Origin of the sequence: Microbacterium sp. GbtcB4 (assembly GCF_019091465.1) — a bacterium.
Classification (GTDB): Bacteria; Actinomycetota; Actinomycetes; order Actinomycetales; family Microbacteriaceae; genus Microbacterium; species Microbacterium paraoxydans.
This window is the reverse complement of record NZ_JAGXJJ010000002.1, coordinates 332,287-355,361: the sequence shown is the minus strand read 5'-3', so window position 1 is coordinate 355,361 and position 23,075 is coordinate 332,287. Positions and strand designations below refer to the sequence as shown.

The window sequence follows — 23,075 nt, the reverse complement described above, 5'->3', positions numbered from 1 at the left end:
TATGGGTTCTCTTCTCGCTGTCGGCGCCCGCGCGCTGACGATGGTCATCGCGCTGGTCTGCGGCGTTCTCACGACACGGATGATCATCGGGGACGCGGGCGTCGGCAGCTTCGCCCTCTATACGCTGCTCACCACGATCCCGTCGCTGCTGACGTTCACCGATCTCGGCAGCGGCGCCGTGCTCGTGAACGCCGTGGCCACGAGCGACGACGTCCGGACAGACGAGAAGCTGCGCTACCAGCTGACCTCCGTCGGGCGTGTGCTGCTGTTGTTCGCCGCCTCCGCGATGGCGATCAACACCGTGCTCCTCGCCACCGGAGCCTGGGAGCTCATCTTCGGTGACGCCGGGCAGCAGCCCGGGGCGTCGCTGGCGGCGTTCTTCTGCGTCACGATCTTCTGCCTCGGGATCCCGCTCGGGATCTGGGCGCGGATCATGCTCGGGCAGCGAAAGAACCACATCGTGATCCTGCTGCAGGGTCTCATCTCGCCCCTCACGCTCGCCGGGGTCTGGCTGCTCCTCACATTCGGTGGCGACGATCTCCACTCCTATGCGGCGATGGCGTCCTTCGCGGCGTCTCTCATCGTCTCGATCCTGGGCGTGCTCATCACCGCACGCACCACCTCTCCGCTGATCCCCGAGGCCGCACGCATGGTGCTGCGGCCGCGACGGTTCCCCGGCGTCCGGGTCATGGATGTCGGCTGGCCGATGCTGGCGCAGATGGTGACCTATCCCATCGCGGTGGGGTCGCAGCGCTATGTGATCGCGCAGCTCGGCGGCCCGACCGACGTCGCGGAGTACGGGGTGGCCGGCCAGGTGTTCTTCGCGCTCAACGGTCTCGTGATGGCCGGTGGACTCGCCCTCTGGCCGCACTTCGCGCGGATGCGGCACCAGGGCGACCTGCGCCGCGGGCCCTTCCTGCTCTCCGCCCTGTTCGCCACGGCGGTCGCCCTCGCGACGGTCGTGGTGTGGCTCGTCGGTCCGTGGCTGTTCGGATTCATCACCCAGGGGGAGCTTGAGGTGCGGCCGACCACGATCTTCGCGTTCGGGCTCATGATCATGCTCACGGCGGCCGTGTATCCACTGGGCATGTTCATCATGGACAAGCCCGGGATCCGTTTCCAGGTGATCCCGACGCTCAGCATGGCCGCCGTCGGGATCGTCCTCGCGTTCGTGCTCACGCCGATCCTCGGCATCGTCGGACCGCTGATCGGGGTCGCGTTCGCGCTGCTGGTGTGCCAGCTGATCCCGTTCTCGATCTACATCGTGCGCAACCGGGCGCGGCTGACCGCCGACACCCCCGCATCGGTGTGATCCGCGGGCGCTCCTCGCGGGTCAGTCCAGGACGCCTGCGGTGACGCCGGCGCGGTAGACCGCGGGAGCGTGCCGACGCAGGGCCTCGTCCCGACTCGCAGTGACGCCGGCCACATGGTCGTCCCAGCGCTCGCGGACCTCCTCGAGCGCGGTCGCGATCGCGTCGGCATCGTCCGGAGCGACCAGTTGCGCAGTGGCGTATCCGCCCGCGGCCTCCCGCAGGCCGCTGCTGTCGCTCGCGATGACCGGGCGGAGTCCGAGCACGCCCTCGACGGCCGTGTTGCCGAACGGCTCGTCCACCCGGGACGGTACGACCAGGACGTCGGCCTCGGCGAGGAAGGGCCAGATGTCGGGGTGGAAACCGGCGAAGGTGACAGGGACGCCGGTCTCGTCGGCGCGCGCGCGCAGATCGCGCTCGAACCACTCGTACCCCTCGAAGACCGCGCCGAGCAGCGTGACCTCGACCGGACGGCCCGCCGCTTGAAGCGCGGCGGCGGCGTCGATGACGAGGTCGGGGCCCTTCCGCGGCGAGAGCCGGCCCACGTAGAGCACACGGAGGGGACCATCGAGGCGGGAGCGCGGCGGAGCAGGGTGCTCGGGTGATGCGACGCCGTTGGCGACCACGCGGGTCCGGTCGGCGAGGGCGGGGAGCGCGCGCCGGATCGTGTCCAGGCTGAACCGACTGTTCACCAGGGTCCGGGCGGAGGCGAGGTGCGGCGCGTAGAGGAGCCGGTTCACCAGCGTGTTGCCGGAGGCCTCGGCCTCATGCACATGGCTGACCGCGCGGGTACCTCGGAGCCGGGCGATGAGAGGCCACTGCGGAATGATGATGGTCGACACGTAGACCGCGTCGGGGCGGAGGCGTCCGATCAGCCGCCACGCGGAGCCGAGACCGCGGAACGTGTCGCGGAAGAGGCGCGGCAGTCCCCGCGGGGTGAGCAGGACCTTGCGCAGCACGAGCATCGGCAGGATGACGACCTCCGCGCCGGCCTCTCGCAGCGGCGCGACGAGGAGACCCGTGCTCGGCAGGGCGACCACGACGCGGGCGCCCGCCTCGACGAGACCGGTCGCGCTCTCGAGGAGCATGCGGTCGGACCCGAACATCTCCGCGCCGGGATGCACCAGGAGGACGGTCTTACGGTTCTCCTTCGCGGTCATCGGGCGGCGTCCGCGGGGATGGGGGCCCAGTCCGCGCTCCGTCGGCGTGCGCGCCGGGCGGAGGAATGGACGCTGGAGCCCTCGGCGAGGCGGCGAGCGAGGTCTTCGTATTCGTCGGCCACGTCGTCCCACCGGAATCGTGTCCGGGCGATCTCCTGCACTGCTGCGGCATGCGCATCGCGCGTGGCCGCATCGCCCTCGGCGGCGGTCACATGCGCGGCGACGTCGTCCGCATCGGCGAAGAACCACCCGTTGCCGTCGAGGACCTCGCGGTTGAAGGGCACCTCGTAGCCGATCACGGCCGTGCCCGCTCCCATGGCGCGGAGGAGCGACGGGTTGGTGCCGCCGACGGAGTGACCGTGCAGGTAGGTGGCGGCGTGAGCGTAGAGCGCGTCGAGGAGCTCCTGGTCGTAGACGCCGCCGACGAGGCGGATGCGCTCGTCGCCCTCGGCGGCGTTCCGGATCTCCTGGATGTACCCGGCCGCGTACGGCGCGGACCCGACGACCACGAGCGGGAGGCGCGCGGCGCTGGCCCGGTAGCCGCGGACGATCTCGAGCACATGGTTCTCCGGCTCGAACCGCGCGACGACGAGGTGGTAGCCGCCGGGGGCGAGTTCCATCTCGGCCAGACGATGCGTCGGCGGCTCGTCGAGGATCGGCGCGCCATAGCGGATCAGCTCCGTCGGCACGTCGAACTGGTGGCGGTAGTAGTCGGAGATGCCGGGGGCATCGGCGATGAGCGCGTCTGCGGTGCGGACACCGAACTGCTCGGCCCACCGGTAGTAGGCCTTGCCGCGCGGCCCCCACTTCGAGCGACGCCACTCGAGACCGTCCATGTGCAGGGCGACGGGCGCCCGGCGCAGCCGGAGCAGCGGCAGGAACGGCGAGTTCGCGGCGTTGAAGACGAAGGTCGCGTCGGGGCGGCGGTGGAAGAGCAGGTGCAGGGCCGAGAGCCCGGTGTGGCTGAGCGTCTCGACCTGCTTCACGGGGACGGCGGGGAGGTGCACCACGCGCATGCCGAGGTACTCCTTCTCCCGGTGCTCGGAACCGCGGGTGTACACGACGACGTCGTGCCCGCGGTCGGCCAGGCGGCGGCCGACCTCCTCGATGGCCGTCTCGAACCCGCCGTACGCGGCAGGCACGCCGCGGGTCCCCACCATCGCGATCGTGAGGGGTGTCGTAGTGCTCATCCGCTCAGTATGCCCCGCTCGGCTGCGCCATGACCTTCGCGGTGCGCCACATGATCTGCAGATCGTTCATGACCGACCAGTTCTCCACGTACCGCAGGTCGAGCCGCACGCTCTCGTCCCACGAGAGGTCGCTGCGTCCGGAGACCTGCCACAGGCCCGTGATGCCGGGCTTGATGTAGAGACGGCGGAACACGGTGCCGTCGTAGGCGGTGACCTCGCTGGGCAGCGGCGGACGAGGGCCGACGACGCTCATGTCGCCGACGAGCACGTTCCAGAACTGCGGGAGCTCGTCCAGCGACAGCTTGCGCAGCACCTTCCCGACGCGGGTCACGCGCGGGTCGTCCTTCATCTTGAACAGCAGGCCGGCGCCCTCGTTCTGCTCCTTGAGCGCCGCGAGCTGCTTCTCGGCGTCGGTGCGCATCGAGCGGAACTTCACCATCTTGAACCGGCGGCCGTCCCGTCCCACGCGCTCCTGGAAGAAGAACACCGGGCCGGGCGAGTCGAGCTTGATGAGTGCGCTGAGCACGGGGGTGAGCAGCGCGATCGGGATGAGCGCGACGGTGGCCACGACGACATCGAGGGCGCGCTTGAGAAGGTGGACCCCGCCCTCGTATGTCGGGATCTTCACCTGGATCAGCGGCAGGCCGTCGACCTGGCGCAGCGAGATGCGCGGGCCCGCGACGTCCGTCAGGCGGCTGGAGAGGACGAGCTCGGCGGCGGTGCCCTCGAGCTGCCAGCTGAGCTGCTTGACGAAGTCGGGGGACCCCTCGGGGCGGCTCGCCACGATGATGGTGTCCGCCCCGAGTTGTGCCGCCGCCGCGGCGACGGTGTCCAGATCGCCCACGACCGGGTAGATGCTCTCCCCGATCCTGAGCGCGCCGGCAGTGCGATCCAGCAGCGTCGTCCCCACGACGTGATAGCCGTTCTCCCCGCCCTTCTGCAGGGAGTCGATCACATACTCGACGTCCTCGGTGGCGCCGACCACCAGTGTCCTCGACGCGAACCGCCCGGACAGGCGCTGCCGCTGCAGCCAGCGGCGCCAGGTCCAGCGGGCGAAGAGGAGACCGAGCATGCCGACCGGGAGGGCGATGAAGAACAGCGGCTGCAGTCCTTCCCACTCCAGGAGCACGCCCGCGATGGCGGTGATGCCGAAGGCGAGTCCCGCCGCGTGCGCGACGCGACGGTACTCCGTGGCCCCGGACCCGAAGATGGCGGCGGCTCGGCTGTTGAGCGCCGACAGCATCAGGTACCAGGCGAGACCCAGCAATGCGGCGTTGCGCACGGCCTCGATCACCGAGACGCCGGAGACCAGCTGGACCGTCGCCGTCAGTGCGACCGCGATCAGGATGACAGCCGCATCCGTGATCCGCAGCCGCATCCGATAGCGACGCTCCCACTGGCGGCGTCGTTCGAGCGTCGCCGACACACGCGGCGTGCTCGCCGCAGGCGTCACCGACGCGGTCGCTCGCGGTGCCGTGATCGGCGTGAAACCCGTACGAGCGATGCTCAGAGCATCCTCGACGGAAGTCATGCCGAGGCCCCTTGAGCCGTGAATGTACGCAGATAACCCCAGTGCGCCATCGTTTCCCCAGTTTTCCCCAGACCATGAACCCCACGTTCACGGACACGTCTGCGTCCCGACCCCTCGGGTCCTGCTGGTGCTTCCCGATCCCACATCGAGAAGGTGTCCTCGTCGTCCCAAACCGACGAGGCGTGCAGCAGGCACTGCAGACGGTCATCACTGTAGCGGATTCAGCCGCCGGACGGAAGCGCATCCCGCGCCGGAGGGAGATCCGTTCCGGCATACCGCCCGGGGAGAGGGAGCCGGGAGCTAGTCTGTCGCGGTGACTGCGCACCCGACTTCGACTCCTCGCTTCCGTCTGCAGCCCATGCGGCCGCGCGACCCCGGTCAGCCGCACCGCGCCGCGAGTCCGCTGGAGCTCTTCTTCGATCTCGTCTTCGTGGTAGCGGTGAGCATCGCGTCGGCGCAGCTGCATCACGCCCTGAGTCACGGCGACTTCCTCCACGGGATCACCTCGTATGCGATGCTCTTCTTCGCGATCTGGTGGGCGTGGATGAACTTCACCTGGTTCGCCACGTCCTTCGACACCGACGACTGGCCGTACCGGATCGCCACCTTCGTCCAGATGGCGGGTGTCCTCGTCCTGGCCGCAGGGATCCCCGGGGCCTTCAACGAGGGCGACTTCACACTCCCGGTGATCGGCTACGTCGTGATGCGCGTCGCCGTGGTCGCGCAGTGGCTGCGCGCGTCCCGGACCGCGGGGCCGCTCCGTTCCGTCGCGCTGCGATACGCCGGCGGCATCGCCGCCGTGCAGGTGCTGTGGATCCTGTTCCTACTCGTCCCCTCGGGGCCGGTCCAGCTCGCGGCCTTCATCGTCTTCGCCCTCATCGAGATCGCCGTCCCGGTGGTCGCCGAGCGCCGCCACCAGACGCCGTGGCACCCGCACCACATCACCGAGCGCTACGGTCTGTTCACCCTCATCGTGCTCGGTGAGAGCCTTCTCGCCTCTGCCAACGCGATCATCGACGCGGTGGATGAGGTCGAGGCCCTGGGGCCGCTCCTGGCGATCTCGGCCCTCGCATTCGTCGTGACGGCGGCCCTGTGGTGGATCTACTTCTGGCCGCCCCACCACCGGTCCATCACCACCCTCGGCCGTTCCCTGCGCTACGGCTACACCCACTACTTCGTGTTCGCGGCGGCTGCCGCCTTCTCCGCCGGCATCGAGGTGGAGCTGGACGTGCTGACGGGGGAGAGCCACCTCGCTCCGATGGCCGCCACGTTCACGGTGTCCGTGCCGATCGCGGTGTTCCTCATCGGCATCTGGTGGGTCGCCATCCGGGACAACGCCGACAGTGTCGTCAACACCGTCATCCCGGTGGGGGCGCTGCTCGTCCTGCTCGACCCGTTCGTGCCCGTGCCGGTGGCGCTGACGGCAGCGGTGATGGTCGCGATCGTGGTCGTGCTCGTGATGCGGCCGCCGATCCCTCGCGGTGCCGGGGCGACGGATGCCTGAGCGCCTCGGTCAGACGCTCGCGGCGAAGAGGTCCAGGCATTCGGTGCGCAGGCGGGCGATCGCCTCGGTGTCGCCGCGGAGGTGACGGATGAGAGCATGCTGCATCATGCCGTCCGTGAGCGCATACGCGAAGAGCGGTGTGAAGCGGCAGGGCCGTCCTCGCAGCTCGGAGTAGCGTTCGACCACCCGCCAGATCGCCTCCTGGAGGTCGGCCTCCACCTCCGCGATGGTGTCGCCGAAGCCCGACTCGAACAAGGACTGATTGCGGAGGTCGTACCAGAGCCGGTGCAGGCGGGAGTCCTGCTCCACGCTCCGGGCGAGCTCCGCCGCGGCCCCTGCCGCGAGGTCCTCCGCGGTCTCCGCGTTCTGCAGAACGGCGAGGTAGCGGTCGCCGAGTCCGCCCTTCGAGATCCGCACCGCCTCCGCGATGAGATCGTTCTTGTCGGTGAAGTAGTAATGGAGGGAACCGTGGGAGAGCTCTGAGTGCTGGGCGATCTCGCGAAGCCCCGTCCGGGCGAACCCGCGCTCAGCGATCGCCTCCAGGGCTGCCTCGGCCAGTGCTCGTCGGCGGAGTGCGAACTTGTCCACCCCTGCGCGTTCGGCCCGCTTGGTCGCCGTCGTCATGCTGTGCCCCCGGTCTCGTCCCCGTCGGGATCGGTGCGGGTAATGCTATGGCATGTGGGCGGATCTGGACAGGTGTCCGGGGAAAACTTGACAGGTGCCAAGTCGCGTGCTGCACTGGATGCGTCACGGCCGCGCATGTCCCCTGCGTGCCGGCCGTCTTCGTGGCCGTCCGAGCGATTCCCCCATCGCCCCGGCCCTGCGTTGTCCGCCGAGTTCTTCGAGCGCCAGCGCTGCAGAGCGGAGCGATGTCCCCGCATCCTCCGCTCTGCCCTCCTCCCGAAGAGTTCTCATCGGTCACGCATAGCTCCCTGATTGATCACCCCGCGAGCATGGGCACAACGCCGCACACGCTCGAGAGGAGCACATCATGAGCCGCATCCCCGAACCGACCCCCACGCCGCAGGGCCCCATGTACGAAGGACGACTGCTGGATCGCGCGGACGAGGAGGTGGTCGACCAGGGCGTGGCCTTCGATCTCCGGACGCTGATGAGCCGCCGCGGGCTCCTCATCGGTGGCGGGCTCGGCCTCGGCGCTGTCGTGCTCGCCGCCTGCGCGCCCGCCGCCACAGGATCGTCGTCGACGACCGCCACCCCCACGCCCAGCGCCACCGGCACGGCGTCGGATGCGGTCTCGGAGATCCCCGACGAGACCGCCGGCCCCTACCCGGGCGACGGCTCGAACGGCCCGGACGTCCTCGACGAGGCCGGGATCATCCGCCAGGACATCCGTTCGTCCATCGACGGCGGGGCCACGGCCGACGGCGTCCCGCTCTCCTTCGAGCTCCAGATCCTCGACCTGGCGAACGGCGGGGTGCCGTTCGCCGGCGTGGCGGTCTACGCGTGGCACTGCAACGCGCAGGGGGAGTACTCCCTGTACTCGTCCGGGCTCGAGGACGTCTCCTATCTGCGCGGGGTGCAGGTCGCCGACGACGACGGGAAGGTGTCCTTCACCTCCGTCTTCCCCGGGTGCTACTCCGGGCGCTGGCCGCACATCCACTTCGAGGTGTATCCGGATGCGACCGCGATCACCGACGCGTCGAACGCGATCGCCACGTCCCAGCTCGCGCTGCCCGAGGACGCCTGCAGTGCGGTCTATGCGGAGACGGCGTACTCCGGATCGGCGGACAACCTGGCGCGAATCTCCCTGACCTCCGACAACGTCTTCGGCGACGACGGCGGGGTGTCGCAGCTCGCCACGACGACGGGGAGCGTCACCGGCGGATACACCGCGACCCTCGTGGTCGGCGTCGACACGACGACCACCCCGAGCGCCGGATCCGCGCCCGGAAGCGGCGGCGGTCGTCCGCCCGGCAGCTGACGCTCTCGACGCGTGGTTCGTGGATCTGCTAAGCTGATTGTGCAACGTGTGCGTTTCGCCCCCTCTCGGCCGCCTCGTCGCCACTGATCAGGGCCATCCACGGACCACGCACATCGACGCGCGCGGAATCCGCCCTCGGTCTCTTCACGTGCGGAGCGCGAGCGCGCCCGCCCCACAGCATGAGCATGAGCATGAGTACCACCACCGTCCCTTCCTCCATCCCTCTCACCTGGAAACAGGCCGACGTCGACGTGCACGTCGCCACCCGCAACGGTGAGTTCGCCGGATTCGTCGAGTTCGACGGATCCGCGCACCGGCTGCGCGACGAGCGCGGCACCGACCTCGGGTCGTTCCCGTCGCTCGACGACGCCTTCCGTGCGCTCGCCGCCGCGCAGCAGCCCGCCCGGCCGGCGGCATCGCCGGCCCTCCCTCGGACGCGCGGTCGGCGGCCGCGTCGAGCACGGGCCTGAGTCGTATGCCGCCTCGCGTATGCGAGCGCGGTTAGTGTGGCCACAGCGATCGGCAACCGCCCTTGGCTTCTTCAGCTCAAGGGCTCCCGATCGACAGGAGAGCATCATCTCCCGCACATCCTCCCCGACCGTCACCGCCACCCTCGGGCCGGTTCGTCAGACCTACGCCGGGAACGCCGAGTTCCCCCCGCTCACCCGGGCCTACCGCGATGTGCAGCAGGTCGTGAAGGAGACCGGGCTCCTGCAGCGCACTCCTGTGTTCTACACACTGATCGGCGCGGCCCTCGTCGTCGCCTTCGCCGCCTGCGTCGCGGGCTTCCTCCTCCTCGGTGACAGCTGGTTCCAGCTCCTCATCGCCGCCGCCCTCGGGATCGTCTTCACGCAGGTCGCCTTCCTCGCCCATGAGGCGGCGCACCGTCAGATCCTCTCCACGGGGCCGGCGAACTTCCGCCTGGCCCGCGTGCTCGCCGGCATCATCGGCATGAGCTATCACTGGTGGGACTCCAAGCACACCCGGCACCACGGCAACCCGAACCAGGTCGGCAAGGACCCCGACATCCAGGTCGATACCATCTCCTTCCTGGAGGAGGATGCGGCGCAGTCGCGTGGCATCGTCCGGCTCATCACGCGCAAGCAGGGGTGGCTCTTCTTCCCCCTCCTGACGCTCGAGGGGCTCAACCTGCACTACCTCGGCCTGAAGCACCTGATGACGAGGAAGAACGTGAAGGGGCGCTGGATCGAACTCGGTCTCATCGTCCTCCGGTTCGCCGTCATCCTCGTGCCGCTGTTCCTCCTGCTTCCCGTCGGCATGGCCTTCGCGTTCCTGGGTGTGCAGCTCGCGGTCTTCGGCGTCTACATGGGCGCATCCTTCGCCCCCAACCACAAGGGAATGCCGGTCATCGCTCCCGACGCGAAGCTCGACTTCTTCTCGAAGCAGGTGCGCACGTCGCGCAACATCCGCGGCGGATGGTGGGTGACCGGGCTGATGGGCGGCCTCAACCACCAGGTGGAGCACCACCTGTTCCCGAACATGTCGCGGCTGCACCTGTCGAAGGCGCGCGGCATCGTGCGCGACTACTGCGCCGCGAACAGCATCCCATACACCGAGACAAGCCTCGGACAGTCGTACGCGATCGTCATCGCCTACCTCAACCGGGTCGGCCTGGCGGCGCGCGACCCGTTCGACTGCCCGGCGGCCGCACAGCTCCGCCGCGCCTGAAGCCGCACCGATACGACGAAGGGGCGAGCAGACAGCTGCTCGCCCCTTCGTCGTGTCCGCGCCGGATCAGCGCTTCGAGTCGTCCGACTCGATGACGTCGATCGTGATCTTCTCCAGCGGACGGTCGTCGTCGAGCTCGTCGTCGAGGACCTCGTCGCCTCGGAAGCTCTCGACGGACGCCTCGACGACGTCGTCCTCGTTCTCGTCGTCATCCTCGTCGATCGTGGCCTCCGTCAGCGCGATCTCCGTGGGGAGGTTGTCGTCGCTGAAGATGCCGTCGGGGCGGATGAGCTCGCGCACCTCGGCCATGAAGCTGGTGAGCTGCTGCTGCTGCCACCGCAGCTGACGGGCACGATCCTCGGCGTCGCGGAGGACGGTGGAGGTGTGGCCGGTCACCGCGTCGACGATCTTCTGAGACTTCACGCGGGCGCGCTCGAGGATGTCCCTGGCACGGACCTGCGCGTCGGCCTCGATCGCCTGTGCCTGCGAGCGCATGAGCTTCTCGTAGCCGTCGGCCTTCGCGGAGATGCGCTGGGCGTGCTCCAGTGAGGCGGTGACCTGCTCGTTCGCGTCGGTCGTGATGCGCTCGGCGTGTGCGACCGCCTGATTGTGCAGCACGAGGAACTCCTGCTGCGCGTCGTCCTGACGACGGGTGAGGGTCTCCTCGAACTCCAGCACGCGGGCGTTCATCTCACGCACCTCGCGCTCGGCGTCCGCCCGCAGCTGGGTGGTCTCACGCGTGACGAGGGAGCGCAGTGCGGCGGCGCCCTTCTCGGCCTCGGTGCGGATCGCCGTGGCCTCCTGGGACGCCTGGCTGACCTTCTCCGCGGCGTGGGCGGCCTCGCGCTCGATGCGCGCCTCGTGGGCCGTGTACTCGGTCTCCATCTTCAGCCGCACCTGATCGGCGTCGCGCTGAGCCTGGGAGATGATGCGCTCGGCATCCGCCTCGGCCTCGGCGCGCTGCGCGGCGACCTCTTCGCGGGCCGAGGTCATCAGGCGGTCGGCCTGCACGGCGGCGTTCTGGATGAGGACGTTCGCCTGCTCCTCGGCCACCCGCAGGATCGCCTCGAACTGCTGGCGGGAGGGCGCTTCCTCCCCATCGGCCTGCGGCATGTCGACGAGCTCGGAGGTGAGCGTCGCCACCTGCTGCTCGGCATCCGCGGCCTTGGCGTTCGCGGCGGCGAGCTCGGCTTCCAGGGCCTCGCGTGCCTCGCGCTCCTCGGCTTTGAGAGCTTCGACCGATTCGGCCTCGCGGGCCTTCGCCTCGGCGACCTCATCGGCGGCCTGCTGGAGCTGGGCGCGCATCGATGCGAGCGCGGCGTCGACCTCGCCCTTGTCGTAGCCGCGGAATCCGATGGTGAACGCCGACGTGGACGTGGACGACGTGTCGCGGGGAGCCGTCTCGATCAGCTGATCGAAGAAGTCCGGCGACCGCTCGTCGTCGCGGGGTGTGCCCGAGGAATCGCTCATGGGTTCAAGCCTTTCTGGCGTGTCCGCGACACGAAGCGGACTTCGTTTCGTGGACGGGATCGCAAGCTCGGGGGAGGAGGCCCCCGGCATGCGCCACGACCGGGTCGTCATCCGTCCCTGCGGGGCGCGGCGCGCGTCTAGCCTAATTGCGTCACCTGGGAATCGTGACCCCTAATTCCAGGCCCTGCGAGCGACGATCAGACCCGGCGGAACCAGCGCGCGTTGCGGTCGTCGAGCTCCGGCCCGCGCTCGAACAGGGAGACGGGCCCGTCGGCCACCTCGATCCCGCGGGTCGCGGCCTCGGCGGACACCAGGGCGCGCAGCTCCCGCCAGAGGGGTGCGGTCTGCGGGAAGCCGAGGTACTCGCGGAAGGTCTCGACGCGCACGAGAGTCCCCGCGCTGCCGGGAACCAATCGCGCGACGGTGTCGTCCGGTTCGACGAAGCGGACGCCCAGCGCGCCGTCCGGGAGCAGCGAGAAGCTCCTGCCTCGCTCCTCGACGATCACGCGCAGCAGCTCCGCCGTGGCCGTCGGGGAGGCGTGGACGAGGAGAGTGGCTCCGAGGTCGGCGAAGATCTCCTCCATCCGCGCGGCGGTGTACCGGGCTCCCGCGCGCTCGCCGGCCGACGATGCGCTGCGCCGCACCCAGCCGCGCAGGAAGGCGGCTCCCACGATGAGGCTGAGGATGACCAGGAAGAGGACGAGGATCAGAGCGGTGTCCAGGGCAGCGACCTTCCGTGCTGAACGTCGGTGCGCGTCAGCGCGGGCCGGTGAGATGGTCCAGCTGAAGGTCGCCGGTGGCGTTGAGTGCCTGCATGATCTCCTGGATGCGTTGCGGGTCCACGGCCGGCGGCTCCGCCTCGTCGAAGCCGAACTGCAGGGGGATCGCGGGATGGATCCAGACGCTCGCTCGCCGGTCGATGCCGCCCTGGGGAGGCTGCCAGGTCATCATGAAGCTCTCCTGACGACGCAGCTTGGTGGCGATGACGATCTTCAGATGCGCGAGCGTCTCGTCCTCGATGAGGATCGGATCCGAGTGCCCGTCGTACCGGAGTCTTCCCATGGTGCTGACGGTACACCCCCGCGGGGTCTCACGATCACCGACGTGAGACCCCGCGGAACGAGGCGAAGGGGGTGGCGTTCGCGGGGCGGAGCGCCTGGCCTTGGTACGGTGACCGCGGAGGACACCACGTCCCCTGGGGCCGCCGAGCAAGAGAGAACTTCGAGATGAAGCGCACGTCCCGCTTGCGTCTTGGTCGCATCGGGATCGTCGCCGTGCTCGCGATCGTGCTGGGATCGCTGACGCCGGCCCTCACCACGACCGGTTCCGCGAGCGCGGCGTCCGACGGCTACATGGTCTATCCGGCTTCGGGCAACATCCAGTCCAAGGTCGGCGACGGCTGCCTCGGCAACTATCGTGCGCACGACGGCATCGACATCTCGCGGAACGGCGGGACGCCGATCCTGGCGGCGTATGACGGCGTGATCAAGAGCCGCACGTCGAACGGCGGCTACGGCAACTACGTCGATGTGCAGCACCCGGGCGGCTATGTCACCCGATACGCCCACATGGCGGCATCCGGCTGGTACGCACCGGGGACGAAGGTTCTGCGCGGGCAGCAGATCGGCGTCGTCGGGAACACCGGCAACTCCGCCGCGTACCACCTGCATTTCGAGGTGTGGCTGAACGGCAAGGTCTACTCCCAGATCAACGACGGATTCACCTGCCTGTCGAACGTCACGCGGGGAGGGACGATCCCGCTGTTCTTCCCCGGTCTCGGGGCGAGCGACTCGGCGGGCATCGACACCGCCGACTTCACCGGTAACGGTAAGGCCGATCTTCTCGTCGTCGCGGGCAACGGGGATCTCAGACTGCGAGCGGGGGACGGCCGCAGCGGCCTCGCCGGACCGACCACCCTGTTCGGAGGCGGGTGGGGGAACTCACGACGGCACATCACGCACTCGGACTTCAACGGAGACGGCAACGCGGACATCCTCGTGGCGCGCTCCGACGGCGCCCTGGAGTACTACGCCGGGAACGGCGCCGGCGGCTTCCGTGCAGCGACCACCCCGGGAGCCGGCTGGTACGGGATGCGTCACGTCACTTCCGGTGCGGACTTCACCGGGGACGGACGGCAGGACGTCATCGGAGTGTCCCCGGCCGGGACTCTCGTGATCTTCCCCGGCAACGGGGCCGGCGGCTTCCGCACTCCGAACGTCACCGTGGGCAACGGCTGGGAGGGTTTCCACTACCTCGTCGCCGGAGACTTCGACGGCGACGGACGGGGTGACCTCATCGGGGTCGCCGGTGATGGCGTGCTGAGGCTCTACACCGGCGCGTCCGGCCTGCGCACCTGGCGTCAGGCCGGGACCGGCTGGCAGGAGTTCACCGAGGTCACCGGCGGCGCGGACTACAACGGGGACGGTCGTGCGGACCTGGTCGCCCGCACGGCGGCAGGACAGCTCTACCTCTATCCCGGCAACGGCGCGGGAGGGTTCGGCACCAAGATCCTCATGGCCTCGGATGCGGCGGACTACCTCGCGATCGAATAGCGCGGGTCGCGTAGCGGGCACCGGCCGACGCGTATCGTGGGCGCATGGCCGCTCCGACCCTCGATGACATCGCGGCGGCGCTGTACGCAGGGCCGCCCGAGGAGTTCACGACCGCCCGGAACGCACGGGCGAAGGACCTCGACGATCGCGCGCTCGCCGCGGAGGTGAAGGCGCTGCGCAAGCCGGCAGTGGCTGCCTGGGTCGTCAACGTCTTCGCGCAGGAGCGTGCCGCGCAGCTCGGGGAGGCCCTGGCGCTGGCGGCGGAGCTGCGCGAGGCGCAGGCGGATCTGGACGCCGCGGCGTTGGCGAAGCTCGGCCGGGAGCGGCGCGCGCTGACCCGGCGGCTCGCCGAGACCGCCGCGGACCTTGCGGGCTCCCGCGGCGAACGAGTGACGGCGGCGACGCGGGATGCGGTCGAGCAGACGATCTCCGCGGCATTCTTCGACCCGGACGCGGCGGCCGCCGTGGCCTCGGGGCGTCTCGTGCGGGCATTGGAGCCTTCGGGCACGGCGGACGACATCCGCGACGCGGTGGCCGGAACGCTCCCCGCACTGCAGCCCCAACCCCCGCGTCCTCCGGACGAACTGCAGGAGCGTCGGAAACGCCGGGATGCCGAGCGTCAGCTGGCGGTTGCGGAGAAGGACCTTGCGGCGGCGGAGCGGGCCCTCGCGAAGGAGGACGAGGTGATGCAGGCGCTGAGCGATCGCGCGGAGGAGCTGGCCGACGGCATCGCCGAGCTGGAGGCGCAGATCGAGAAGCTGCATCAGGAAGCCGACCGCGTCGAGCGCGACCGTCCCGCCGCGGAGGAGCGGCGCACCGCGGCCGTGGAGAAGAAGGATGCCGCCGCCGAGGCCGTGCAAGCGGCGCGCGCGGCTCTCGCCGATCTCTGAGCGGTCTCAGCCCCGGGCGGCGGCTTTCTCCTCAGCGGAGTTCGGCGTCCATCCGAACCAGCCGTCGTCGGCCGGGATGACGCTCCAGTCGCCGCAGACGAAGACGGTCTTCGCCTCGTATGCGGACGGGCCGTCATCCAGGGTCCACGTCGGGGCGGAGGTCCGCTCCGTCTCCACGCAGTCGTCCGGCAGCGCTGTCGTGCTCGCCAGCAGGAGGACGGCGTCGTCCGCGTCCTCGATGGTCGACGTCGTCAGCGTGAGGGCGGTCGCGTCTTCCGGAACCCAGTCCGCATCGATCGGCGCGTCCGCGCGGAAGGCATCGGCGTCGTCGAACGTCCCGGTCGACTGCTTGTGCACGAGACCCTCCACGGCGGCGCATCCACCGAGCAGCAGGGTGCCGCCGAGGAGCAGGGCGGCGGCGGGGAGGAGGTGTCGTCGTGTCATATTTCCACTCTGCTGGCGCGGCTCGCGGACGGCGTCCGTCGGGGGAGGTATCCCTCGTCACCCGGAGGAGTGATCTCTGCTGCAGGCGCCTCCGATAACCTCGGGGGATGCGGGAGGAACTCCTCGAGGGCGGCAACGCGAGCGGACCCGTCGTGCGGGTCGGGGACACCGTCCGCAAGGCGTGGACAGCCGCGACCCCGCACATCGTCGCCTATGTGCGGGCGATGCGGGACGGCGGAGTGGATGCGCCCGAGCCGCTCGGCAGAGACGCGCAGGGGCGGCAGATCATCGAGTTCATCCCCGGCACGCTCGCGATGGATGCCGCACCGCTCTCCGCCGCCGAGCTCGGTCACGTGGGCGGGATGGTCCGCCGGATCCATGACGTCTCGGCGCGGTATGTCCCTGATGCCGACGCGATCTGGGAACCACCCCTCTCGGCGCCCGCGCAGGAGCTCATCTGCCACAACGACCTGGCGCCGTGGAATCTGATGCTCGGCGACCGCTGGGTCTTCATCGACTGGGACGGCGCCTCCCCGAGCACCCGGTCGTGGGACCTCGCCTTCTCCGCGCAGACGTTCGCGCTTCCCGATCCGACCAGGGACCCGCAGCGCTCCGCCGACGACCTCGCGGCCTTCGTCGATGGCTACGGCGCCGACGCGGAGCTGCGCGCGGTGCTCCCGGGCATGATGCGCCGGCGCACGCAGGCGATGCTCGACCTGCTGCGCTCGTCCGCGGAGGCGGGGCGCGAGCCGTGGGGGACCATGTACCGCGCGGGTCACGGGGCGCACTGGGCGGCGGTGCTCGACTACGTCACCGCGCATCGGGGTGTGTGGCAGCGCGCCCTGGCGTGACCGCTTCGCCGGTCCGCGTCTCCTAGGGTGATCGACATGAGTGACGACCTCGGCCGCGCAGTGATCGCGGATCTGTGCCGGATCCCGAACCCGGAGTCGATCGACCGGACGGCGTACGTCGACCTCGGCGGTGTCCCCCAGTTCGTCTCGATCCGCGGGCGCAGCACACGGAACCCCGTACTCGTCGTCTGCCACGGCGGCCCGGCCCTGCCGTCGCTGCCCTCGTCGTGGGTCTGGCAACGCGGCGTGGAGGACTACTTCACGGTCGTCAACTACGACCAGCGTGCGAGCGGCAAGTCCGCAGGGTCCGTGTCTGAGGACATGGACCTCAGCGTCGACCGGTACGTCGACGATCTCGCGGAGCTGATCGCGTGGCTCCAGGGCGAGCTGGGCGTGCAGAAGGTCGGGGTGCTCGGGCACAGCTGGGGGACGGTCCTCGGGCTCACCCTCGCCCGGCGGCGTCCCGACCTGCTCTGGGCGTACGTCGGCGTCGGCCAGGTCATCTCCGGTCCCGAGAACGAGGAGGAGAGCTTCCGCCACGCGATGCGGAGTGCCGTCGCGGATCGCAACGAGCAGGCGGTCTCCGAGTTGCAGGCGCTCGGGGAGTACCCCGGTGAGGAGCCGTTGACCGTCGAACGCATCGTGACCTGCCGGAGATGGGCGCAGTACTACGGCGGCCTCTCGGCGTATCGCTCCGATTTCGCGTACTTCACCGAGTCACAGGAGCTGTCCCCGTATTACACGGACGCCGACCTGGGCCTCATCGGCGTCGGGCAGGGGGTGACCATGCCCGAGGTGCTGCCGGCCCTGCTCGGCTTCGACGGCCGCGACCAGACGTCGTTCGAGGTGCCGATGCTCCAGTTCCTCGGACGACACGACTGGACGACCCCCACCGGACCGGTCGCCCGCTGGTTGGAGACCGTGACGGCGCCCGCGACGCACGTCGTGTGGTTCGAGAACTCCGCACACCTGTGCATGTTCGAGGAGCCCGGGAAGTTCCTGGTGAGCCTCGTGGCCCACGCGCTGCCGCACGCGGTCGCGGCGGGGAACGCGAGGGGGGACGGCTCGACGGACTCACTTGTGCCGGCGTGAGTCTGCGGGTCGCCGCCTCCCGTTCTGCTCTCTTCACCCGCTCTGTTATCGCGTCAGAGATGGATGGGGCCGGGGGAGGGAACCGCTGTCGGCAGGCCGCCATCGAGGATCCGCTGGACGATGCCGATAGCGCGGTCGCTGAGACCGTCGCCCGGGTAGAAGTCCTCGTAGTGAGCCTCCGCCGCTTCCGACGTGGTGATGCCGCAGAGGGTGAGCAACTGACGGATGTCGTCGACGTCGCGTCCTGGCCGGTTGGCGCGGAGCTTCATGGCGAGAAGCGCGTCCTTCGAGGCGACCTGGATTATGACGCCGTCTCGGTCGTAGATCGTCTCCCACTCGACAGTTCGACGCCCGAACGTCGGTACGGAATCGGCGTGCTCCACAGCGAAGTTGAACCAGCCGACGCTCCACCCTCGTCGGTCTCCGACGCGCGAGGCCGCGGCGAGAACGGCTTCGTCACTTCCAGGGTTGATGTGAAGGGAATCGAGGTCTCCGGTGGCACGGCGGTCGAAGTACCTGATGACGAGCGCAGCGCCGCCGACGAGTCGGATGCCTGCGACTTCGCCAGCGGCATGAAGCTCGCCGACCAGGTCGCGGAGGCCGGCGATGATGTCGTCGCGGTTCAGGGCGTCAGCCATCAGACGCTCGTCAGCGTGTCTTGCCAGACAAGGACACCACGCTCGAGGAACTCCGTGGGCACGTCGTCGGGCGCCGGGATCGGATCCGCCGGATCGACGTCCAGGGTTCGGGGTACCTGGACCCTCCTGTTCGGGCCGTCGACCCACGCCGGGGTGGGGAGCCCCTCCTCGCGGAGGCGAAGATCCACGAGCGCTGCCAGGGCGGCATCCCAGACGCGGTCACCGGTCGGCTCGGGTTCCGCGAGACCGAGAACCCCGCGTACGAGGCCGTGCTCGGCGTTGAGGTTGTCGCTCAGCTGGATGAACTCGCGAAGCGCGCTGTGCTTGTCGCCCGCTCGCAGGTACCCGCGGATCGCCGCCGCGATGGTCGCCGCGTCGTCCCGTCGCGTCGGTGCGGAGTACAGGCGATAGCCGGCGCCACGGAGGAAGCGTTCGACTGTGCTGAACTCAGCCTCGCGGCCACCTTCCACTCGAGATACGCGGCCTTGATCGACGTTGGTTCGCTCGGCGAGATCCTTCTGCGTGAGCCCGCTGCTCTTCCGCGCAGCGCGCACGAGCACTGATGCGTTGGTCACGTCGCCTCCCCGTAGAAATGTCCTCTGAGCCATATTCTACGTCGGCTGGGATCAGGATGCGACGCCTCAGATCCGGGAAGCCGCGTCCTGTTCGTTCCAGGGCAAAGCAAAACCCCCGCCATGTGTTCCTCGGCTTCTTCGGCTTCGCCCAACGTGAGCTGCGCTTTCACATCGATTCCAAGTACGGCATTGTCGGTGCCCCGCTCCTGGGCATCGCGCTGGGCATTGGCTGGGCACCCTGCATGGGCCCGACCCTCGCCGCCATCGTGGCGATCTCTTTCAACGCCGGCGATCCCGTGCGTGCCAGCTTCCTCGGGCTCGCGTACTCCCTGGGCCTCGGTATCCCGTTCCTGCTCGTCGCTCTCGGATTCGGATGGGCGACGAAGACAATCGGGTTCCTCCGCCGACACATCCGCGTCGTGAACGCCATCGGCGGGGTGCTGCTCCTCGCGCTGGGCGCCTTGATGGTAAGCGGAATCTGGACCGACATCATGTCCCGGCTGACGGCGGTGATGGGCACCGTCATCCTTCCGCTCTAAGACTGGCGAGGCAGCGGACAGTGAAGCGGTGAGTTCCGAGGAGAGCCTCTCGATGGCCGCCGATGCCTGCAGCCCCGATCGGTTTGGTGCAGACGATGTCAACGGCGGGATCCTGCGGTTGCAGTCATCGGGGATCGACTGGCGACCCACAACGGTCGTGGCGCCACCGAGTAGGGAATGAGATGGAAGCTTGTTCGCGCATCGCCCGCGGGGTGGGGAGTGGGCAGCCCATTAGCGATTGGTCATCCACTGCTGTACAGTCAGTGTGTGCTGACTATTACTTCCCGTATCGACGTGATGAACCGGCTTGGCCGGGCGATGGCAGATCCCACGCGCTCACGGATCTTGATGACTCTGCTCGAAGGACCCAGTTATCCTGCAGTGCTTTCGCGGGACCTGGTCCTTACCCGTTCAAACGTTTCGAACCACCTGACATGCCTACGCGATTGTGGCATCGTGGTCGCCGAGCCTGAAGGTCGCCAGACCCGCTACGAGATCGCCGACCCGCATCTTGCAGCGGCCCTCGTCGCGCTCGTCGATGTGACGCTGGCTGTCGACGCGCATGCGCCGTGCGTGGATTCAGCGTGCATGGTGGTTGGTTGCTGCGCGACGGGAGTGGACGCGTGAGCGCGGCGTGCGGCTGCGAGCACGAGCCCTCTAGTACTGCTGACGAAGAATCCGACGCGGTCGAGCAGCCCTGGTGGCGAGACCGCGGGATCATGGTGCCTGTTTTCTCCGGCATAGCGTTCCTGGTCGGACTGATTCTCGAGTGGTCGGGTCAGGAGATCCCGGCGCTGGTACTGTTCTGGATCGGCCTACTGCTGGGTGCGTCGACGTTCACGCCCGGTGCGATTCGGAAGCTCTTCAAGGGCAAACTCGGCATCGGGCTGCTGATGACAATCAGCGCCATCGGAGCAGTCGTCCTCGGCTACGTGGAGGAGGCCGCGGCCCTGGCGTTCTTGTACTCCATCGCTGAGGCACTCGAGGACAAGGCGATGGACCGCGCCCGCGGCGGGCTGCGTGCACTGCTCAAGCTCGTACCGGAGACAGCGACCGTCTTGCAGGGCGGCACTGCCGTGCACGTCCAGGCGAGAGAGTTGATGGTCGGTCAGGTCATGGTTGTCCGACCGGGCGAGAGGATCGCGACCGACGGGATCGTCCGCTCCGGTCGCTCCAGCCTGGACACATCGGCTATCACTGGCGAATCGATCCCGGTCGAGGTCGAGCCCGGCGATGTGGTCTCGGCCGGCGCGATCAACAGTGTCGGTGCACTGGAGGTCGAGACAACTGCGGCCGGCAGCGACAACTCGCTCACCACGATCGTTGAGCTGGTGGAGAAGGCGCAGACGGAGAAGGGTGAGCGTGCTCGTCTAGCCGACAAGATCGCCCGACCGCTGGTGCCAGGCGTTCTGATCCTCGCGGCGCTCGTCGCGATCATCGGTTCGGTGCTGGGCGATCCTGAGGTGTGGATCACCCGCGCGCTTGTGGTACTCGTTGCGGCGTCTCCGTGTGCGCTCGCGATCTCGGTACCGCTGACGGTCGTCGCCGCGATCGGTGCGGCGAGCAAGTTCGGTGTAATCATCAAGTCCGGTGCTGTTTTCGAGCGCTTCGGTACGGTCCGCCACGTTGCCGTCGACAAGACCGGCACACTCACCCGCAACGAACCGGCAGTCACCGCCGTCCTCACCGCGAACGGCGTGACGGAGGCTCAGGCCCTGGCGTGGGCGGCAGCGTTAGAGCAGCACAGCACGCATCCTCTGGCTGCCGCGATCACCGCAGCGGCCCCGGGTACTCTGGCGGCTGCCGATGTGACCGAGCAGCCCGGGCACGGCATCGACGGCACCGTTGACGGATCGAGAATCACCGTCGGCAGCCCCCGCTGGCTGGACGCCGACGACCTGACGGACCGGGTGGCGGGGCTCGAGGAGCAGGGCATGACCGTCGTGATCGTGCACCGTGACGGGTCCCCGGTCGCCGCGATCGGCGTTCGCGACGAGCTGCGTCCCGAAGTCCCCGACGTGGTCCGGACGCTGACAAGACAGGGCATCGGCGTGACGATGCTCACCGGCGACAACACCCGCACCGCTCGTGCACTGGCTGCGCAGGCCGGCATCACTGACGTGCGAGCCGAGATGCGCCCCGAAGACAAGGCGGCCGCGATCGGTGAGCTGTCGAAGGCAGGGGCGGTCGCGATGATCGGCGACGGCATCAACGACGCTCCGGCCCTCGCTGGCGCGGACATCGGTATCGCGATGGGCGCGACCGGCTCCGACGCGGCGATCGAATCCGCGGACGTCGCGTTCACCGGCCATGATCTCCGCCTCATCCCACGGGCGTTCGATCACGCCCGCCGAGGGCGACGGATCATCAACCAGAACATCATCCTGTCGCTGCTGATCATCACGGCACTGCTCCCGCTCGCACTCTTCGGAGTGCTGGGGCTCGCGGCCGTCGTCCTGGTCCACGAGGTCGCGGAGGTCATCGTGATCCTCAACGGGCTGCGAGCCGCCCGCGCACACACTCCGCGGCTGGAAAGCTGATGCTCGCAACCATCGGATCAGCGATCGGCTTGTTCGCAGCGACCAACATCGACGACATCGTCGTGCTCACCGTGCTGTTCCTCGCCTCAAGCCGGGGGAAGCCCCGGCCCTGGCAGATCGTCGCTGGCCAGTACCTCGGGTTCATCGCCCTCGTCGTGATCAGCGTGATCGCCGCGCTCGGCCTCACGATCGTCCCGGACGAATGGGTCGGTTTCCTCGGCCTGATCCCGCTCGGCATCGGTATCTGGACGCTTGTCGCCGGCCTGCGCCGCAACGGCGATGACGATGACGACGACGCCAAGATCACCGCGGTTGGAATGTGGGGTGTTGCGGGGATCACGATTGCCAATGGGGCGGACAATATCTCTTTGTACACGCCGATCTTCCGCACCACCGCACCCGGCGACGTCGCCGTCATGATCGTCGTGTTCCTCGTTCTCGTCGCCGTCTGGTGCGCCGCTGGACGGCTGATCGGCACCAACAAGGCTGTCACTGAGGGGCTGGAACGCGTCGAGCACTGGCTCGTCCCGGCCGTGTTCATCGGTCTGGGTCTGTTCATCCTGATCGAATCCGGCGTCATCGTTCGTCTGATTGAGGTCCTCGCATGACGTCGCCCGAGGCAGAAGCTCGCCCGTCCGCTCCGCGGAAATTGTCGCCGGCACAGCGCTGGCAACTCACTGGCGGAGCGCTGCTGATCGCCGCGGTTGTTGTTCTGATCGATCAGGGAACGAAAATGTGGGCGGAAGCAAGCCTCACCGAACGCGAGCGCATCCCCCTGATCGGGCGGCCTGGCTGGTTGCAACTTGCTTACAACCCCGGAGCGGCATTCTCCTTCGGGGAGGGCTACACCTGGGTCTTCGCGCTACTCGCCGTCGCCGCCACCATCGCAGCGATCGTATTCGCACTCCGAGTTCAGCGCCCAGGTTGGGCGATCATCGTCGGCGCGCTCGGCGGAGCTGCAGCATCACACGCAGGCGATCGTCTCTTTCGGGGCCTGGATTCGCCCGCGGACATGTCGTGGACTTCCTCGCCTATGGGAACTGGTTCATCGGGAACATCGCCGACATCGTGATCTTCGCAGCGGCGATCGCGGCGCACTCCTAGTCTCGGCGACCTTCTGCGGCAGCGACTGGACCAGCCCTCCGACGCGCGTGACCT

The 23,075-nt window shown here is 68.9% G+C and carries 23 protein-coding genes and 1 pseudogene; 14 read left to right on the top strand and 10 right to left on the bottom strand.

Going from position 1 to position 23,075, the window contains the following annotated elements; all coding sequences use genetic code 11:
- Position 1 precedes the first annotated feature (1 nt).
- The gene (locus KVS71_RS05650; protein ID WP_217584081.1) at positions 2-1,312 is read left to right on the top strand and encodes a hypothetical protein; all 1,311 of its coding nucleotides are present in this window, start codon (positions 2-4) and stop codon (positions 1,310-1,312) included.
- Between the two features lie 21 nt (positions 1,313-1,333).
- Here KVS71_RS05650 and KVS71_RS05645 read toward each other — a convergent pair whose 3' ends face one another.
- Genes KVS71_RS05645 through KVS71_RS05635 form a run of 3 tightly spaced genes read right to left on the bottom strand, consistent with a single transcriptional unit; the run spans position 1,334 to position 5,191 of the window.
- Complete coding sequence (locus KVS71_RS05645) at positions 1,334-2,470, bottom strand: glycosyltransferase (RefSeq protein ID WP_217584080.1); 1,137 nt, start codon at positions 2,468-2,470, stop codon at positions 1,334-1,336.
- On the bottom strand, positions 2,467-3,660 hold the full coding sequence (locus tag KVS71_RS05640; protein ID WP_217584079.1) for a DUF1972 domain-containing protein: 1,194 nt from the start codon (positions 3,658-3,660) through the stop codon (positions 2,467-2,469). Before KVS71_RS05640 ends, KVS71_RS05645 begins: the two co-directional genes overlap by 4 nt.
- A 4-nt stretch (positions 3,661-3,664) precedes the next feature.
- The gene (locus tag KVS71_RS05635) at positions 3,665-5,191 is read right to left on the bottom strand and encodes a sugar transferase (RefSeq protein WP_060921563.1); all 1,527 of its coding nucleotides are present in this window, start codon (positions 5,189-5,191) and stop codon (positions 3,665-3,667) included.
- A gap of 313 nt (positions 5,192-5,504) precedes the next feature.
- On the opposite strand from KVS71_RS05635, the gene KVS71_RS05630 reads away from it, so the two are divergent.
- Positions 5,505-6,695 carry a low temperature requirement protein A gene (locus KVS71_RS05630; RefSeq protein WP_368874556.1) on the top strand — a complete coding sequence of 397 codons (1,191 nt, stop codon included), beginning with the start codon at positions 5,505-5,507 and terminating at the stop codon, positions 6,693-6,695.
- 9 nt (positions 6,696-6,704) lie between these two features.
- Here KVS71_RS05630 and KVS71_RS05625 read toward each other — a convergent pair whose 3' ends face one another.
- Positions 6,705-7,319 carry a TetR/AcrR family transcriptional regulator gene (locus tag KVS71_RS05625; protein WP_105949225.1) on the bottom strand — a complete coding sequence of 205 codons (615 nt, stop codon included), beginning with the start codon at positions 7,317-7,319 and terminating at the stop codon, positions 6,705-6,707.
- A gap of 367 nt (positions 7,320-7,686) precedes the next feature.
- Between KVS71_RS05625 and KVS71_RS05620 the strand changes: the two genes are divergently transcribed.
- The 3 genes from KVS71_RS05620 to KVS71_RS05610 all read left to right on the top strand — a co-directional run bounded on the left by KVS71_RS05620 (position 7,687) and on the right by KVS71_RS05610 (position 10,326).
- A complete protein-coding gene (locus KVS71_RS05620) occupies positions 7,687-8,637 on the top strand; it encodes an intradiol ring-cleavage dioxygenase (protein WP_217584078.1) in 951 nt (316 codons plus the stop codon).
- Between the two features lie 191 nt (positions 8,638-8,828).
- Positions 8,829-9,107 carry a hypothetical protein gene (locus KVS71_RS05615; protein ID WP_126893555.1) on the top strand — a complete coding sequence of 93 codons (279 nt, stop codon included), beginning with the start codon at positions 8,829-8,831 and terminating at the stop codon, positions 9,105-9,107.
- A gap of 19 nt (positions 9,108-9,126) precedes the next feature.
- Positions 9,127-10,326: an acyl-CoA desaturase gene (locus KVS71_RS05610; RefSeq protein WP_217584077.1), complete on the top strand. Its 1,200-nt coding sequence runs from the start codon at positions 9,127-9,129 to the stop codon at positions 10,324-10,326.
- A gap of 66 nt (positions 10,327-10,392) precedes the next feature.
- Here KVS71_RS05610 and KVS71_RS05605 read toward each other — a convergent pair whose 3' ends face one another.
- From KVS71_RS05605 to KVS71_RS05595, 3 genes are all read right to left on the bottom strand, one after another.
- Entirely contained in the window at positions 10,393-11,796 is a 1,404-nt protein-coding gene (locus KVS71_RS05605) for a cell division initiation protein (protein WP_105949228.1), read from the bottom strand.
- A gap of 197 nt (positions 11,797-11,993) precedes the next feature.
- Positions 11,994-12,467 (bottom strand): hypothetical protein, encoded by a 474-nt coding sequence (locus tag KVS71_RS05600; RefSeq protein WP_082749978.1) that lies wholly within the window; start codon positions 12,465-12,467, stop codon positions 11,994-11,996.
- 85 nt (positions 12,468-12,552) lie between these two features.
- Positions 12,553-12,858 carry a hypothetical protein gene (locus KVS71_RS05595; protein ID WP_217584076.1) on the bottom strand — a complete coding sequence of 102 codons (306 nt, stop codon included), beginning with the start codon at positions 12,856-12,858 and terminating at the stop codon, positions 12,553-12,555.
- 164 nt (positions 12,859-13,022) lie between these two features.
- Here KVS71_RS05595 and KVS71_RS05590 point away from each other — a divergent pair, with 164 nt between their 5' ends.
- Together KVS71_RS05590 and KVS71_RS05585 are read left to right on the top strand one after the other, a co-directional pair.
- Complete coding sequence (locus tag KVS71_RS05590; RefSeq protein ID WP_060921555.1) at positions 13,023-14,348, top strand: VCBS repeat domain-containing M23 family metallopeptidase; 1,326 nt, start codon at positions 13,023-13,025, stop codon at positions 14,346-14,348.
- A gap of 44 nt (positions 14,349-14,392) precedes the next feature.
- Positions 14,393-15,238: a transposase gene (locus KVS71_RS05585; RefSeq protein ID WP_217584075.1), complete on the top strand. Its 846-nt coding sequence runs from the start codon at positions 14,393-14,395 to the stop codon at positions 15,236-15,238.
- A gap of 6 nt (positions 15,239-15,244) precedes the next feature.
- On the opposite strand, the gene KVS71_RS05580 is transcribed toward KVS71_RS05585, so the two are convergent.
- On the bottom strand, positions 15,245-15,682 hold the full coding sequence (locus tag KVS71_RS05580) for a hypothetical protein (protein WP_105949233.1): 438 nt from the start codon (positions 15,680-15,682) through the stop codon (positions 15,245-15,247).
- A gap of 107 nt (positions 15,683-15,789) precedes the next feature.
- Between KVS71_RS05580 and KVS71_RS05575 the strand changes: the two genes are divergently transcribed.
- Both KVS71_RS05575 and KVS71_RS05570 read left to right on the top strand, forming a co-directional pair.
- Positions 15,790-16,533 carry a phosphotransferase gene (locus KVS71_RS05575; protein ID WP_105949234.1) on the top strand — a complete coding sequence of 248 codons (744 nt, stop codon included), beginning with the start codon at positions 15,790-15,792 and terminating at the stop codon, positions 16,531-16,533.
- Positions 16,534-16,569: 36 nt separating this feature from the next.
- A complete protein-coding gene (locus KVS71_RS05570; RefSeq protein WP_105949235.1) occupies positions 16,570-17,625 on the top strand; it encodes an alpha/beta fold hydrolase in 1,056 nt (351 codons plus the stop codon).
- A gap of 53 nt (positions 17,626-17,678) precedes the next feature.
- On the opposite strand, the gene KVS71_RS05565 is transcribed toward KVS71_RS05570, so the two are convergent.
- Both KVS71_RS05565 and KVS71_RS05560 read right to left on the bottom strand, forming a co-directional pair.
- A complete protein-coding gene (locus KVS71_RS05565) occupies positions 17,679-18,263 on the bottom strand; it encodes a hypothetical protein (protein ID WP_105949236.1) in 585 nt (194 codons plus the stop codon).
- The gene (locus KVS71_RS05560; RefSeq protein ID WP_158698513.1) at positions 18,263-18,838 is read right to left on the bottom strand and encodes a helix-turn-helix transcriptional regulator; all 576 of its coding nucleotides are present in this window, start codon (positions 18,836-18,838) and stop codon (positions 18,263-18,265) included. The genes KVS71_RS05565 and KVS71_RS05560 overlap by 1 nt, the downstream gene beginning before the upstream one ends.
- Positions 18,839-18,960: 122 nt before the next feature.
- On the opposite strand from KVS71_RS05560, the pseudogene KVS71_RS05555 reads away from it, so the two are divergent.
- From KVS71_RS05555 to KVS71_RS05535, 5 genes and pseudogenes are all read left to right on the top strand, one after another.
- Positions 18,961-19,377 (top strand): annotated as a pseudogene (locus KVS71_RS05555) (cytochrome c biogenesis CcdA family protein); the annotation flags it as partial.
- 267 nt (positions 19,378-19,644) lie between these two features.
- On the top strand, positions 19,645-20,004 hold the full coding sequence (locus KVS71_RS05550) for a helix-turn-helix transcriptional regulator (protein ID WP_083391616.1): 360 nt from the start codon (positions 19,645-19,647) through the stop codon (positions 20,002-20,004).
- Positions 20,001-21,917, top strand: coding sequence for a cation-translocating P-type ATPase (locus KVS71_RS05545; protein ID WP_062635479.1), 1,917 nt, complete (start codon positions 20,001-20,003; stop codon positions 21,915-21,917). Before KVS71_RS05550 ends, KVS71_RS05545 begins: the two co-directional genes overlap by 4 nt.
- Positions 21,917-22,525 carry a cadmium resistance transporter gene (locus KVS71_RS05540; protein ID WP_029266243.1) on the top strand — a complete coding sequence of 203 codons (609 nt, stop codon included), beginning with the start codon at positions 21,917-21,919 and terminating at the stop codon, positions 22,523-22,525. The genes KVS71_RS05545 and KVS71_RS05540 overlap by 1 nt, the downstream gene beginning before the upstream one ends.
- Positions 22,522-22,989, top strand: coding sequence for a signal peptidase II (locus KVS71_RS05535; protein WP_231868230.1), 468 nt, complete (start codon positions 22,522-22,524; stop codon positions 22,987-22,989). Before KVS71_RS05540 ends, KVS71_RS05535 begins: the two co-directional genes overlap by 4 nt.
- The last annotated feature ends 86 nt before the right edge of the window (positions 22,990-23,075 follow it).

Coding starts and splice junctions, on each gene's coding strand:
- KVS71_RS05650 (WP_217584081.1), top strand. CDS start 2: ATGGGTTCTCTTCTCGCTGTCGGCGCCCGCGCGCTGACGATGGTCATC.
- KVS71_RS05645 (WP_217584080.1), bottom strand. CDS start 2,470: ATGACCGCGAAGGAGAACCGTAAGACCGTCCTCCTGGTGCATCCCGGC.
- KVS71_RS05640 (WP_217584079.1), bottom strand. CDS start 3,660: ATGAGCACTACGACACCCCTCACGATCGCGATGGTGGGGACCCGCGGC.
- KVS71_RS05635 (WP_060921563.1), bottom strand. CDS start 5,191: ATGACTTCCGTCGAGGATGCTCTGAGCATCGCTCGTACGGGTTTCACG.
- KVS71_RS05625 (WP_105949225.1), bottom strand. CDS start 7,319: ATGACGACGGCGACCAAGCGGGCCGAACGCGCAGGGGTGGACAAGTTC.
- KVS71_RS05620 (WP_217584078.1), top strand. CDS start 7,687: ATGAGCCGCATCCCCGAACCGACCCCCACGCCGCAGGGCCCCATGTAC.
- KVS71_RS05615 (WP_126893555.1), top strand. CDS start 8,829: ATGAGTACCACCACCGTCCCTTCCTCCATCCCTCTCACCTGGAAACAG.
- KVS71_RS05610 (WP_217584077.1), top strand. CDS start 9,127: ATGCGAGCGCGGTTAGTGTGGCCACAGCGATCGGCAACCGCCCTTGGC.
- KVS71_RS05605 (WP_105949228.1), bottom strand. CDS start 11,796: ATGAGCGATTCCTCGGGCACACCCCGCGACGACGAGCGGTCGCCGGAC.
- KVS71_RS05595 (WP_217584076.1), bottom strand. CDS start 12,858: ATGGGAAGACTCCGGTACGACGGGCACTCGGATCCGATCCTCATCGAG.
- KVS71_RS05590 (WP_060921555.1), top strand. CDS start 13,023: ATGAAGCGCACGTCCCGCTTGCGTCTTGGTCGCATCGGGATCGTCGCC.
- KVS71_RS05585 (WP_217584075.1), top strand. CDS start 14,393: ATGGCCGCTCCGACCCTCGATGACATCGCGGCGGCGCTGTACGCAGGG.
- KVS71_RS05580 (WP_105949233.1), bottom strand. CDS start 15,682: ATGACACGACGACACCTCCTCCCCGCCGCCGCCCTGCTCCTCGGCGGC.
- KVS71_RS05575 (WP_105949234.1), top strand. CDS start 15,790: ATGCGGGAGGAACTCCTCGAGGGCGGCAACGCGAGCGGACCCGTCGTG.
- KVS71_RS05570 (WP_105949235.1), top strand. CDS start 16,570: ATGAGTGACGACCTCGGCCGCGCAGTGATCGCGGATCTGTGCCGGATC.
- KVS71_RS05565 (WP_105949236.1), bottom strand. CDS start 18,263: ATGGCTGACGCCCTGAACCGCGACGACATCATCGCCGGCCTCCGCGAC.
- KVS71_RS05540 (WP_029266243.1), top strand. CDS start 21,917: ATGCTCGCAACCATCGGATCAGCGATCGGCTTGTTCGCAGCGACCAAC.
- KVS71_RS05535 (WP_231868230.1), top strand. CDS start 22,522: ATGACGTCGCCCGAGGCAGAAGCTCGCCCGTCCGCTCCGCGGAAATTG.